The organism is Stenotrophomonas sp. BIGb0135, assembly GCF_024810105.1.
In the GTDB taxonomy this organism is placed as follows: Bacteria; Pseudomonadota; Gammaproteobacteria; order Xanthomonadales; family Xanthomonadaceae; genus Stenotrophomonas; species Stenotrophomonas maltophilia_AB.
This window is the reverse complement of sequence record NZ_JANUDX010000002.1, coordinates 306,695-320,394: the sequence shown is the minus strand read 5'-3', so window position 1 is coordinate 320,394 and position 13,700 is coordinate 306,695. Positions and strand designations below refer to the sequence as shown.

10 protein-coding genes are annotated in these 13,700 nt (G+C 67.9%); 5 read left to right on the top strand and 5 right to left on the bottom strand.

Annotated elements, in window-relative coordinates:
- Positions 1 to 86 precede the first annotated feature (86 nt).
- From mfd to M2421_RS05855, 4 genes are all read left to right on the top strand, one after another.
- The gene (gene mfd, locus M2421_RS05870) at positions 87 to 3,554 is read left to right on the top strand and encodes a transcription-repair coupling factor (RefSeq protein WP_259203959.1); all 3,468 of its coding nucleotides are present in this window, start codon (positions 87 to 89) and stop codon (positions 3,552 to 3,554) included.
- A gap of 89 nt (positions 3,555 to 3,643) precedes the next feature.
- Positions 3,644 to 4,165, top strand: coding sequence for a hypothetical protein (locus tag M2421_RS05865; protein ID WP_259203958.1), 522 nt, complete (start codon positions 3,644 to 3,646; stop codon positions 4,163 to 4,165).
- Positions 4,166 to 4,215: 50 nt separating this feature from the next.
- Positions 4,216 to 4,821, top strand: a complete 606-nt coding sequence (locus tag M2421_RS05860; RefSeq protein ID WP_259203957.1) for an HD domain-containing phosphohydrolase — start codon at positions 4,216 to 4,218, stop codon at positions 4,819 to 4,821.
- A 363-nt stretch (positions 4,822 to 5,184) separates the two neighbouring features.
- On the top strand, positions 5,185 to 5,385 hold the full coding sequence (locus M2421_RS05855) for a hypothetical protein (RefSeq protein ID WP_259203956.1): 201 nt from the start codon (positions 5,185 to 5,187) through the stop codon (positions 5,383 to 5,385).
- Between the two features lie 171 nt (positions 5,386 to 5,556).
- Here the strand turns inward: M2421_RS05855 and M2421_RS05850 are convergent, their stop codons facing one another.
- The 3 genes from M2421_RS05850 to M2421_RS05840 all read right to left on the bottom strand — a co-directional run bounded on the left by M2421_RS05850 (position 5,557) and on the right by M2421_RS05840 (position 10,019).
- On the bottom strand, positions 5,557 to 7,653 hold the full coding sequence (locus tag M2421_RS05850; protein ID WP_259203955.1) for a M13-type metalloendopeptidase: 2,097 nt from the start codon (positions 7,651 to 7,653) through the stop codon (positions 5,557 to 5,559).
- 503 nt (positions 7,654 to 8,156) lie between these two features.
- Positions 8,157 to 8,906 (bottom strand): 2,3-diphosphoglycerate-dependent phosphoglycerate mutase, encoded by a 750-nt coding sequence (gene gpmA, locus M2421_RS05845; RefSeq protein ID WP_259203954.1) that lies wholly within the window; start codon positions 8,904 to 8,906, stop codon positions 8,157 to 8,159.
- Between the two features lie 87 nt (positions 8,907 to 8,993).
- Positions 8,994 to 10,019, bottom strand: coding sequence for a cation diffusion facilitator family transporter (locus M2421_RS05840; RefSeq protein ID WP_259203953.1), 1,026 nt, complete (start codon positions 10,017 to 10,019; stop codon positions 8,994 to 8,996).
- Between the two features lie 251 nt (positions 10,020 to 10,270).
- Here M2421_RS05840 and M2421_RS05835 point away from each other — a divergent pair, with 251 nt between their 5' ends.
- Complete coding sequence (locus tag M2421_RS05835; protein ID WP_259203951.1) at positions 10,271 to 11,398, top strand: metallophosphoesterase; 1,128 nt, start codon at positions 10,271 to 10,273, stop codon at positions 11,396 to 11,398.
- A gap of 17 nt (positions 11,399 to 11,415) precedes the next feature.
- Here the strand turns inward: M2421_RS05835 and M2421_RS05830 are convergent, their stop codons facing one another.
- Together M2421_RS05830 and M2421_RS05825 are read right to left on the bottom strand one after the other, a co-directional pair.
- Positions 11,416 to 12,552 (bottom strand): acyl-CoA desaturase, encoded by a 1,137-nt coding sequence (locus tag M2421_RS05830; RefSeq protein WP_259203950.1) that lies wholly within the window; start codon positions 12,550 to 12,552, stop codon positions 11,416 to 11,418.
- Positions 12,553 to 12,554: 2 nt separating this feature from the next.
- Positions 12,555 to 13,631: a ferredoxin reductase gene (locus tag M2421_RS05825; protein ID WP_259203948.1), complete on the bottom strand. Its 1,077-nt coding sequence runs from the start codon at positions 13,629 to 13,631 to the stop codon at positions 12,555 to 12,557.
- Positions 13,632 to 13,700 lie beyond the last annotated feature (69 nt).

Genomic DNA, 13,700 nt, shown 5'->3' with positions numbered 1-13,700 from the left:
CGATCAGCGGCGTGGTGCGCGGGCCTACCGGCACCCCGCCGGGCTGACACGGTCGTGACCGCGCCGTCTGCTAAAATCGGCGGTTCATGTCACGCACCTCCTATCCCGCACCGCCGCTGCCACGTCCCGGTCAGCTCCGCGCCTGGTGGCGCACTCCCGCTTCGGCCACTGCGCTGGCGTGGTATGTCGCCCGTGCCGCCGAGGTCCATGACGGGCCGCTGCTGTTCATTGCACGCGACAACCACGGGGCCAACCAGATCGAGGCGGATCTGCGCACCCTGCTGGGCGGCGACTCGGACCTGCCGGTGGTGGTGTTCCCGGATTGGGAAACCCTGCCCTACGACGCCTTCAGCCCGCACCCGGACATCATTTCCCAGCGCCTGGCCGCGCTGCACCAGCTGCCCTCGCTCACCCGCGGCATCGTGGTGGTGCCGGTGCAGACGTTGCTGCAGCAGCTGGCCCCGCTCAAATACATCATCGGCGGCAGCTTCGACCTGAAGGTCGGCCAGCGCCTGGACCTGGACGCGGAGAAGCGCCGGCTGGAAGCGGCCGCCTACCGCAACGTGCCGCAGGTGATGGACCCGGGCGATTTCGCGGTGCGTGGCGGCCTGCTCGACGTGTTCCCGATGGGCGCCGAGGCGCCGCTGCGGATCGAGCTGCTCGACGAGGACATCGATTCGATCCGTGCGTTCGACCCGGAAAGCCAGCGCTCGCTCGACAAGGTCGACGCGGTGCGGATGCTGCCGGGCCGCGAAGTGCCGCTGGACGACCTGGCCGTGTCGCGGGTGCTGGCCACCCTGCGCGAGCGTTTCGACGTGGATACCCGGCGCAGCGCACTGTACCAGGACCTCAAGGCCGGGCTGGCACCGGCGGGCGTGGAGTACTACCTGCCGTTGTTCTTCGACCAGACCGCCACGCTGTTCGACTACCTGCAGCCGAACGTGCTGCCGCTGATCGGGGTCGGTGTGGGCGAGGCGGCCGCTGCGTTCTGGGCACAGACCGGCAACCGTTACGAGCAGCGCCGCCACGACGTGGAGCGTCCGCTGCTGGCACCGTCGGAGCTGTACCTCAGCCCGGAGGGCTTGAACGCCAAGCTCAATGCACTGCCGCGCATCGACATCTGGGCCGCCGACCATCCGCGCATCGAGGACGCGCAGCCGCTGGGCGACCAGCCGTTGCCGCCGCTGCCGGTGGCCGCGCGCGATGCCCCCGCCGGCGAAGCGCTGAAATCCTTCCTCGGCCACTACCCGGGCCGGGTGCTGATCGCCGCCGATTCGCCGGGGCGCCGCGAGGCGCTGCTGGAGGTGCTGCAGGCCGCCGAGCTGAAACCGCCGGTGCTGGGCGACCTGCCGGCGTTCCTGGCCGACGCCGGCACCCGGTTTGCGATCACCGTGGCGCCGTTGGAAGACGGCTTCGCGCTGGATGCACCGCGGATCGCGGTGCTCACCGAGCGCCAGTTGTTCCCCGAGCGCGCCGGCACCACCCGCCGCAGCCGCCGGGTCGGGCGCGAGCCCGAAGCGATCATCCGTGACCTGGGCGAGCTGACCGAAGGCGCGCCGATCGTCCATGAAGACCACGGCGTGGGCCGCTACCGCGGGCTGATCGTGCTCGATGCCGGCGGCATGCCGGGCGAATTCCTGGAGATCGAATACGCCAAGGGCGACCGCCTGTACGTGCCGGTCGCGCAGCTGCACCTGATCAGCCGCTATTCCGGCGCCTCGGCCGAAACCGCGCCGCTGCACTCGCTCGGCGGCGAGCAGTGGACCAAGGCCAAGCGCAAGGCGGCCGAGAAGGTCCGTGACGTGGCCGCCGAACTGCTGGAAATCCAGGCCCGCCGCCGCGCGCGTGCCGGACTTGCACTGCACGTGGACCGCTCGATGTACGAACCGTTCGCGGCCGGGTTCCCGTTCGAGGAAACCCCGGACCAGCTCGCCGCGATCGATGCCACCCTGCGCGACCTTGCCAGCAGCCAGCCGATGGACCGCGTGGTCTGCGGCGACGTCGGCTTTGGCAAGACCGAGGTGGCGGTACGTGCCGCGTTCGCTGCCGCCAGCGCCGGCAAGCAGGTCGCCGTGCTGGTGCCGACCACGCTGCTGGCCGAACAGCACTACCGCAACTTCCGCGACCGCTTCGCCGATTGGCCGTTGCGGGTGGAGGTGCTGTCGCGCTTCAAGAGCACCAAGGAGATCAAGGCCGAGCTGGAGAAGGTCGCCGAGGGCACCATCGACGTGATCATCGGCACCCATCGCCTGCTGCAGCCGGACGTGAAGTTCAAGGACCTCGGCCTGGTGGTGGTGGACGAGGAACAGCGCTTCGGCGTGCGCCAGAAGGAAGCGCTGAAGGCGATGCGCGCCAACGTGCACCTGTTGACCCTGACCGCCACCCCGATCCCGCGCACGTTGAACATGGCCATGGCCGGCCTGCGCGACCTGTCGATCATCGCCACCCCGCCGCCGAACCGGCTGGCCGTGCAGACCTTCATCACCGCCTGGGACAACGCGCTGCTGCGCGAAGCATTCCAGCGCGAACTGGCGCGTGGTGGCCAGCTGTACTTCCTGCACAACGACGTGGAAAGCATCGGGCGCATGCAGCGCGACCTGGCCGAGCTGGTGCCCGAGGCGCGCATCGGCATCGCCCACGGGCAGATGCCCGAGCGCGAGCTGGAGCGGGTGATGCTGGACTTCCAGAAGCAGCGCTACAACGTGCTGCTGTCCACCACGATCATCGAATCGGGCATCGACATCCCCAACGCCAACACCATCATCATCAACCGCGCCGACCGCTTCGGCCTGGCCCAGCTGCACCAGCTGCGTGGCCGCGTGGGTCGTTCGCACCACCGTGCCTATGCCTACCTGGTGGTGCCGGACAAGCGCGCGATGACCCCGGACGCGGAGAAGCGGCTGGATGCGATCGCCTCGATGGACGAGCTGGGTGCCGGCTTTACCCTGGCCACCCACGACCTGGAAATCCGCGGCGCCGGCGAACTGCTCGGCGAAGACCAGAGCGGGCAGATGGCCGAGGTCGGCTTCAGCCTGTACACCGAGCTGCTCGAACGCGCGGTACGCAGCATCCGGCTGGGCAAGCTGCCCGACCTGGATGCCGGCGAAGAAGCGCGCGGCGCCGAAGTGGAACTGCATGTGCCGGCCTTGATCCCGGACGACTACCTGCCCGACGTGCATACCCGCCTGACCCTGTACAAGCGCATCAGCAGCGCGCGCGACACCGATGAACTGCGCGAGCTGCAGGTGGAAATGATCGACCGTTTCGGCCTGCTGCCGGATCCGGCCAAGCACCTGTTCGCCATCGCCGAGCTCAAGCTGCAGGCCAACACGCTGGGCGTGCGCAAGCTGGAGCTGGGCGAGAACGGCGGACGCATCGTGTTCGAGGCCAAGCCGGCCATCGATCCGATGGCGGTCATCCAGATGATCCAGAAGCAACCCAAGCTGTACAGCATGGACGGCCCGGACAAGCTGCGCATCAAGCACCCGCTGCCGTTGCCCGAAGACCGCTTCAGTGCCGCCAAGGCACTGCTGCTGACCCTCGCCCCGGGCTGATCGGCCGCCCCATTGATCCCTCGACGCGCCTCCGCTGCTGCGGGCCGGGGCCGCGTATGCACTTACAGCCCGCGACAAGGAGTGTTGCTTTGAAACGATTCCAAACCCTGCTGTTGGCCGCCGGCCTGGCCCTGCTCAGCGCCTGTAGTGGCAACGGCAGCGGCATGACCGCCAGCGAGTACCTGACTGAAAACGTCGCGCTGTGGAATGGCACCACCATGACCGTGCAGCAGTGGACCATCGGTCCGCGCGGCGAGCAGCTGCAGAAGGCGCTGGGCGAAGGCAAGGGCCTGGCCACGTTCAAGTCCGGGCTGGAAGGCGCGCGCGCAGAGACCCGGCAGCACCTGGCGATGATCGACCAGATGCCGCCGGACGAGGACGCCAAGGACGTGCACCAGAAGCTGCGTACCTACGTGCAGAGCGCGGATGAAATGTTCGGCATCCTGCTGGAGATCGCCGCGCTGCCGGACGGCTACGACAAGGCCCAGATCATGCCGCTGGCCGAGAAGCTGCAGGCCGTGGGCAATCGCATCGATGGCGAAATGCAGGCCCTGGACGCGGCGCAGGACGCCTACGCCAAGAAGCACGGCATCCAGCTGCAACGGCATTGATCCCACCGCCCCCGGCCGCACCGCAGCCGGGGGCGCTGCAAGAACGTCACGTGACCGATTCTTCCCCATTCGGCGCCAGCCACGCGCTGGCCTGCTCCATTGACGCACTGTCGCTTTCGCTGCAGTTGCGCGATGCCTATACCCGCCTCCACTGCGACCGCGTGGGCCTGCTGGCCACCGCGCTGGCCCGCCACTGCGGCCTCGATCCAGCGCAGTGCACCCGCATCGGACTGGCGGCCTGCTTCCACGACATCGGCAAGATCGGCATCCCCGACGAGGTGCTGCTCAGCAGCGGCGGCCACGACGACGCCGCGCAGGCGATCATGCGCCAGCACCCCGAACACGGCGAACGCATCTTCCTGGCCACCGGACGCGGCGATGCCGTCGACGTGGCCCGCCTGATCCGCGCGCATCATGAAGCCTTCGACGGCAGCGGTTATCCCGATGGCCTGCGTGGCGACGCGATTCCACTCGGCGCACGCATCCTGACCATCGTCGACGCCTGGGATGCCATGACCAGCGACCGGCCCTACCGCAACGCGATGGACCCCGCCCGTGCCATGCGCCTCCTCGATGACGCCGCCGGCGGCCTGGTCGATCCCTACCTGCTGGGCGCCTTCCAGGACCTGCAGCGACGCGAACCGGCGTTGGCCTGACGCCCACGGTCCGGCCGCACGCACGCGACGGAGTTCCCGTGGCCTGCGCCCGGTCGCCGTGCATAGCAACAGGCGATCGACGCGCTCGCGAACAGGAGGGCGTCAATGGCCGCGGATGCGCGGCCAGCCATTGTTGGCCGCCCCTGAAGCCCTTTCGCGGCTACGTCATACTCCCCATCAACCGAGGGCTACAGGACGTACGCCTTCACGTGGATCGGTACGACCGCTCAACGGAGGTTGAAAGGAATGACACAGAGAATATGGGGGTTCCCAATCACGGGGAACGACGTAAGTGATGCACTAACGTGCAACGTTCGATCCGATGAACGTTGGCACGTATTGCATATGGATGTGCCATCGGGAATGGCGTCAACGAACGCGCTGGATGAACTTCGAGAGACGTTGACGGGTGGACCGGCAGAGATGGTCACGGCAGACCTCTGCGAGGCGCTGGCCGGCGCTCCGCAAGTCTGGGTGCTGGACATTCGTCTGGCGTCGGACGCTGCCGTTCAGCTCTACATTGAAGATGGCGAAGTGTTCGAGGTGAATTTGAACCGCGCATAGTGGCGGGTACGCTCCTTCCTTGCAGATCTGGCGGGCCGTAGATCTGGCACGCCCGTCCGCATTTCGCCAGACCCAGACAAAAAACGCCGCGATCCCGATGGGGATCGCGGCGTTCGGCTGAACGTGCAGTACGGCGTTGGGTGGCGTTTCGTTCCACTCAACGCGCTGCGATCACCAGATCACGACACGCTTGTCGTCGGCACGCACCATCGCATCGCCGGCCTTGCACTCGAATGCCTTGGCATACGCCGGCATGTTCGACGGCGCGCCGTTGGCACGGAAGTTGGCCGGGGCGTGCGGGTCGGTGTTCAGGCGCACGCGCAGCTCGCCTTCGTTGAAGTTGCGGCGCCACACGGTGGCCCAGTTCATGAAGAAGCGCTGGTCCTGGCTGTGGCCATCGACGGCCACGTTGGCCTTCGGGTCTTCCTTCAGCGCCATCTGCAGCGCGTCGTACGCCACGGTCAGGCCCCCCAGGTCGCCGATATTCTCGCCCAGGGTCAGCTTGCCCTTCACGTTCACGCCCGGCAGCGACTCGTAGCCGTCGAACTGCGCCACCAGCTGGTCGGTGCGGCCGGTGAAGGCCTTGCGGTCGCTGTCGGTCCACCAGTTGTCGAAGTTGCCGTTGGCCGCGAACTGGCTGCCCGAGTCATCGTAGCCGTGCATCATTTCATGGCCGATCACCGCGCCGATGCCGCCGTAGTTCAGCGCCGGATCGGCCTTGGCGTCGAAGAACGGCGCCTGCAGGATCGCCGCCGGGAACACGATCTCGTTCTTGGTGGCGTTGTAGTAGGCGTTGACGGTCTGCGGGGTCATGCCCCACTCGGTCTTGTCCACCGGCTTGCCGATCTTGTTCAACATGTAGCGGTAGTTGAACGCGCGCGCGGCCTGCATGTTGCCCAGGTAGCTGTCGGCGTTGGTTTCAAAGCCCGACCAGTCGCGCCACTTGTCCGGGTAGCCGATCTTCGGGGTGAAGCTGGCCCACTTCTCCAGCGCCTTCTTGCGCGTGTCCTCGCCCATCCATTCGAGCTTCTCCAGGCGTGCCTTCAGCGCCGCCGAGAGGTTCTCCACCAGGTGCTGCATCTGCACCTTGGACTCGGCCGGGAACACCGCGTTGACGTACATCTGGCCCAGGCCTTCGCCGATCGCGCCATTGACCGACTCCAGCACGCGCTTCCAGCGCGGCTGCATTTCCTTCTGGCCACGCAGGGTGGTGCTGTAGAAGTCGAAGTTGGCCTTCTCGAACGCGCTGCTCAGGTATGGCGCGGCGTCATCGATGGTGTGGAAGCGCAGGTAGGCCTGCCAGGTGCTGGCCGGTACATCGGCGAGCATCTTGTCCACTTCGGTGAAGAACGCCGGCTGGGCCAGCGAGAACTTCTGCGCGGCCGGCACCTTGAGGGTGTCGAACAGCGCGGTCCAGCTGAAGTTCGGGGTGAGCGTGTCGGCTTCAACGGCGCTCACCGGGTTGTAGCGCTTGGCCGGGTCACGCATCTCGATGCGCGACATCGAGGCCTTGGCCAGCCGCGTTTCGAAGTCCATCACCGCCTTGGCCTGGGTCTTGGCCTGCGCGGCGTCGACGCCGGACAGGGTCAGCACCTGGGCGATGTAAGCGACGTACGCATTGCGGATCTTGGCCTGCGCATCGTCGACGTAATAGCCCTTCTCCGGCAGGCCCAGGCCGCCCTGGCCGACATAGGCGATGACATTGGCCGAGTCCTTGTAATCGGCATTGGCGAACAGCGAGAACAACACGCCCTGGCCCTGCGCCTGGCTGTCGCGCAGGTACCGGGTGATGGCGGCGGTGTCGTTGAGGGCGGCGATCGTGTCCAGCTGCGGCTGCAGCGGGGTGATGCCGGCAGCTTCGATTTTGGCTTCGTCCGAACCGGTCTTCCAGATGTCGCCGATCTTGGCTTCCACCGAGCCGGCCTTGGCCTGGCTGGCGGCGGCCTGCTGCACCAGCGCGTGCTGCACTTCGAGCGAGCGCTCGCGCAGGATCTCGAAGCTGCCCCAGGTGGTCTGGTCGTTGGGCACCGGGTTGGCGGTGAGCCACTTGCTGTTGACGAAACCGTTGAGGTCCGTGCATGCGGCGATCGACGGATCCAGGTCGGCGCTGTTGAGCGAGATCGGCGGGGTCTTGATCTGCGACATGTCGAAGGCCGGCTTGGCCGTGTCGGCGGTCGCGGCGGGCGCGGGATCGGTCTTGCCGCAGGACGCCAGCGAGGCGGCGATGGCGACGGTCAGGCCCAGCGGGACCAGCTTGGAAAACTTCATTCGACTCTCCGGCTACAGATGGATGCATCGCCCGGATCACGGGCAATCGGGCAGCGTAGCGCGCGCGCGGCGGCGGGGGACCGGCCAAAGGTCACCCCGCCACGCCATGCGTGCCTGACGGTGCCCGGCCTAACGGTAGAGCCACGCCATGCGTGGCTGCGCGGTATCCGGCCTAACGGTAGAGCCACGCCATGCGTGGCTGCGGTATCCGGCATTGCGGGCAGCCACCCATGGGGTGGCTCTACGTGGTGCACCCTCGTGGCGCCACGCCATGCGGGCCTGCGCGGTATCCGACCTAACGGTAGAGCCACGCCATGCGTGGCTGCGGTATCCGGCATTGCGGGCAGCCACCCATGGGGTGGCTCTACGTGGCGCACCCTCGTGGGCCCACGCCATACGTGGCTGCGCGGTATCCGGCCTGACGGTAGAGCCACGCCATGCGTGGCTGCGGTATCCGGCATTGCGACAGCCACCCATGGGGTGGCTCTACGCGGGCGTTCGGATTACTTGGCCTTGCCCTGGTTCGCCACGGCCTCGGCGGCCTTGCGGGCGGCTTCCGGGTCGCCGAGGTAACGGAACGACTGCACGCTCAGGTCATCGTTCAATTCGAACAGCAACGGAATGCCGGTCGGGATGTTGAGCTCCAGGATGGCGTCCTGCGAGACGTTGTTGAGGTACTTGTACAGCGCGCGCAGCGAATTGCCGTGCGCGGTCACCAGCACCGTCTTGCCGTCCTTCAGCTGCGGGGCGATCGCGTCGAACCAGTACGGCAGCACGCGGTCCAGCGTGGTGGCCAGCGACTCGGTGCCCGGCAGCGCATTGCGGTCCAGGCCGGCGTAGCGGCGGTCGTGGATCGGGTGGCCCGGGTCTTCGATGTCCATCGCCGGCGGCGGGATGTCGTAGGAACGGCGCCAGATCTTGACCTGGTCCTCGCCGTGCTTGGCGGCGGTCTCGGCCTTGTCCAGGCCCTGCAGGCCGCCGTAGTGGCGCTCGTTCAAGCGCCAGCTCTTGCTCACCGGCAGCCAGTCCTGGTCCAGCTCGGCCAATGCACCCTGCAGGGTGTGGATGGCGCGCTTGAGCACCGAGGTATGTGCCACATCGAACTGCAGCCCTTCTTCGCGCATCAGGCGGCCGGCGGCGGCGGCCTCGCGGCGGCCCTGTTCGGTCAGTTCCACGTCCACCCAACCGGTGAAGCGGTTGTCCAGGTTCCACTGGCTCTGGCCGTGGCGCAACAGTACGAGTTTCCGGGTCACTGCAGTATCTCCGACAGATGGCAAGGCAGACCCGCATTGTAGCGGCAAGCCTGCCCTGCCCTGCACGCGCGCCACCGGGAGCCGGGTTCAGGGATGCGGGTGGCCGTGGTGGCCCTGGGCATCCTGGGGGCCGCGGCGGGTGTCGGCCGGCGCAGGCGCATGCCCGGCGTGGTCGTGAGCGTGGTCGTGGTCGTGGTCGTGATCCGCATGCGCGCGCGCGGTGCCCACGCTGCAGCTGTCGCCGCAGTGGTCCGCCTCGATCTGCAGGGTCACGTGGTCGATATCGAACGCCTCATGCAGCGCCGTGCCCAGCACGCGCCGCAGCGCATCGGCGTCGATGCCGTCGGCCATCACCACGTGCGCGGTCAGTGCGGGCGTGCTGGACGCTAGCGCCCAGACGTGCAGGTCATGCACATCCACCACGCCCGGCTGTGCGCACAGGGTCTGGCGCACGGCATGCACGTCCATGCCCTTGGGCACGCCTTCCAGCAGCACGTTGATCGCCTCGCGCATCAGCACCCAGGTGCGCGGCAGCACCCACAGGCCGATCAGCACGGCCAGGATCGGGTCGATCGGCTTCCAGCCGGTCCAGCGGATCAGCAGCGCGCCGATGATCACCGCGACCGAGCCGAGCATGTCGGCCCACACTTCCAGATAGGCACCCTTCACGTTGAGGCTCTCACCGCTGCCGGCGCGCAGCAGGCGCATCGAGATCAGGTTGATGCCCAGGCCGATCGCGGCGATCACCAGCATGCCAGTGGATGCGATCTCCTGCGGTTGGCGGAAGCGGGCGATCGCCTCCCACAGGATGTAGGCCGCCACCACGAACAGCATGGCGCCATTGATCATCGCGCCGAGCGCTTCCAGCCGCGCGTAACCGTAGGTGCGCTTGGCATCGGGCGGGCGTCGGCTCAGCCGCACCGCTACCAGCGCGATCATCAGCGCCAGGGTGTCGGTAGCCATGTGCGCCGCATCGGACAGCAACGCCAGGCTGTTGGTCCAGAACGCACCGACCACCTCCACCACCAGGAACGTGGTGGTCAGGCCGAGGGCCCACCACAGGGGCTTCTCGTGGCGGATTTCGCTGGGCAGGTGATCGTGGTCGTGACCCATAACAGTGTCTCCAGGGCAATGCGCGCAGGGTAAGCAGCGGCGCGCGCGGAGACTATTACACTTGAGCCGGCGTTCATTTTGTAATGACATGACATGACACCCGTGCGTGGCCATGACGGTCTCGGGCGCGAGCCGCCTGTTGCGGCACATCCGGCAGTACCAACGGCGCATCCCGGGCACGGCATGGGCGGCGTAGGATCACCGCGTGGGCGTTGGCCTGCACCGTTCTCCGCTGTCCAAGGACTCCATCGATGTCGCTCCGCCGTTCATTGCGCCTGTCGTGCGCGCTGTTTCCGTCCGCCCTGCTGCTGTGCACCTCCGTCGCCGCCCGCGAGGTGCCGCAACCCGCCGAGCATGTGGATGCCGATGGTCCCTATGTGTTCCTCACCGCCAAGGGCCGCGAGGCCGAGTGGGTCTGCAACGACCACGTGGTGCGCCGCACGCTGCCGGCGCGCGACGATGCCAGCGTGGTGCTGCCCGAGTGCGGCTACCCGCACCCGCTGCACGTGCTGGCGCCGCGCACGGCCGAGGTGGCGCAGTACCCGGCCACGCCGCGCATCGTCGCCGTGTCGGACATCCACGGCCAGTACGGCCTGCTGGTCACGCTGCTGCGCGCCCACCACGTGATCGATGCGCAGGACCAGTGGTCGCTGGGCGACGCCACCCTGGTGGTGGCCGGCGATGTCTTCGACCGCGGCCCGCAGGTCACCGAAGCGTTCTGGCTGCTGTACAGCCTGCAGCAGCAGGCCCACGCCGTCGGCGGCGCGGTGCACTTCGTGCTCGGCAACCACGAGACGATGGTGCTCTACGACGACCTGCGCTACGTCAACCCGAAGTACCTCAAGAGCGCACAGCTGCTGGGCCGCAGCTACCCGGCGCTGTACGGCGCCGATTCGGTGATCGGCCAGTGGCTGCGCACCCGCCCGGTGCTGCTGAAGATCGGCGACACCCTGTTCCTGCACGGCGGCATCGCGCCGGACAACCTGGACCTGGTGCGCGACATGGATAGCACCAATGCCACCTACCAGGCCTCGGTCGGGCTGCCGCGCGACCAGGTCAAGGCCGCGCCTGACAGCGCACGCCTGTTCGACGGCAAGACGAGCCCGATCTGGTACCGCGGCTATTTCGACGGGCAGATGGATACCGCCCAGGTCGATGCGCTGCTCGGCCAGCTTGCGCTGAAGCGGATCGTGGTCGGCCACACCTCGATGCCGCACGTCAGCAGCTTCCACGGCGACCGCATCATCGCCATCGACAGCAGCATCAAGAACGGCGAGAACGGCGAGTTGCTGTTCATCGAGGACGGAAAGCTCAGCCGCGGCCTGCTCGACGGCAGCCGGGTGCCGCTGGCTGAAGGGACGATGGGCCTGGAAGACTGAGGCCCACCGTCCGCCGCTCAGCCCTGTTGCACCTGCGGCTGGGCGGTGGCTGCCGCGCGCGCGGCCGCGCGGCCGGGCTTGCTCGGAAACGCGTGGCGCAGGATCCGCCACATCACCTGGCCAAACTGCTTGGGCAGCGAGCCGGTGTTGTAGTGCTGGCCGTAGCGCGCGCAGATCGCCTTCACTTCCACCGCGATCGCCGCATAGCGGTTGGCCGGCACGTCCGGGTAGAAATGGTGCTCGATCTGGTGGCTGAGGTTGCCCGACATCAGGTTCATCAGCTTGCCGCCGGTCAGGTTGGACGAGCCGCGCAGCTGGCGCAGGTACCAGTGGCCCCGGCTCTCATCGCGCACGCATTCCTTGGGGAAGGTCTCGGCATCGGCGGTGAAGTGGCCGCAGAAGATGATGACGTAGGTCCACACGTTGCGGATCAGGTTGGCCACCACGTTGCCCAGCAGCACCGGCAGGAAGAACGGGCCGGCCAGCGCGGGGAACAGCAGGTAGTCCTTGAACATCTGGCTGCCCATCTTGCGCCCGACCGGGCGCGCCTGCGCCAGCAGCTGGCGGAAGGTGATCTTGCCGGCGAACCAGCGGCCCAGACGCAGGTCCTGGATGGCGATGCCCCATTCGAACAGCAGCGCGAACACCACCGCCACCACCGGCTGGGTCAGGTAGAACGGGCGCCAGCGCTGTTCGGGGAAGATCCGCAGCAGCCCATAGCCGATATCGTCGTCCAGGCCACGCACGTTGGTGTAGGTGTGGTGGCGGAAGTTGTGGGTCTTGCGCCAGTTGTCGGCGGTGCCGACGATGTCCCACTCGTAGGTGCTGCCCTGCAGCTGCGGGTCGCCCATCCAGTCGTACTGGCCGTGGATGACGTTGTGCGCCAGCTCCATGTTTTCCAGGATCTTGGACACTGCCAGCAGCAGCACGCCGGCGATCCACGCCGGAATCAGCACGCTGTGCACGAAGGCGCCGAGGAACAGCAGCGCGCGGCCGGCCACGCCGGTCCAGCGCACGCCGGCCACCACGCGGCGGATGTAGCGCGCGTCGGCTTCGCCCAGCGTGGCCAGCTGGCGCGCACGCAGCGCGTCGAGTTCATCGCCGAAGGACTGCAGGTCGGCGGCGGAAAGCGCACGGTTTTGCACGGAAGACATCGTCACAGCTCCAGGATCAGGTCGGTGCTGGCGCTGTTGACGCACAGCTTCACTTGCGTGGCTGGTTCATCGGCGTACTCGCCGGTCAGGGTGTGGCGGGTGACGCCGGACGCCTTGCCGCACACGCAGGTATTGCAGATGCCCATGCGGCAGCCGCTGGCCGGGCGCAGGCCTTCAGCCTCCAGCGCCTGCAGCAGCGAGGTACCGCGCGGCAGGGCCAGGGTGCGGCCGCTGCGGCGCAGCTCCACCTGCACGGTGCCGGTCTCCGCATCGGGCAGCACCGGCGGGGTGAAGGCTTCGGACTGCAGCGCGGCCACCTGGCCGTGCAGGCGCGCACGCGCCGCATCGACGAAGCCACCGGGGCCGCAGACCAACACCTGCGCGTTGGTCAGGTCACCCAGCGCGTCGAAGGCGAAGGCATCCACGCGCGGCGACGGCGCCGATGGGTCGCGGGTCAACGCCAGCTGCACGCGCAGGTTCGCGTGGCGCGCGGACAGCGCGGCCAGTTCCTCGGCAAAACACAGCTCTTCGCGGCGCCGCGCCCAGTACACCAGGTCCACCTGCGCCGGCATGCCGGCAGCGTCGAGCTGGCGCAGCAGCGCACGCATCGGGGTGATCCCGCTGCCAGCGGCCAGCAGCAGCAAACGCTGCCCGGCGCGCGGAGCGAGGGTCATCTCGCCGAACGCCTGCCCCAGTTCGAAGGTGTCGCCGACGACGGCGCGCTGCGCCAGCTGCTGGCTGACCTTGCCGCCTTCGATCGCCTTGACCGTGATCGCCAGCGTGCCATCGGCCAGCGGGGTCGGGCTGTAGCTGCGCGACAGGCGGCGGCCATCCACGTCCACCCCGAGGGTGATGTGCTGGCCAGGCTGCAGGCCACGGAAATGCCGGTTCGGCCGCAGCACCAGGGTGACGGCGTCGGCGCTGGCCGGCTCGCGGGCGACCAGCCGCGCCCGCGCCCGGCGCAGGGTCCACAACGGATGCAGCCGCCCGGCCCAGAAGTCGAAGAGTTCTTCGGACACCCAGTGGCGGGGCGAGACGGGGTTGCGGCGGGAGGACGGCGGACGGGGTTTGGCGCTCATAGAACCACTATACGCACGCACATACAGGCGTGTATACAGTTGTATATTGAATGGACGGGCTATGATTCA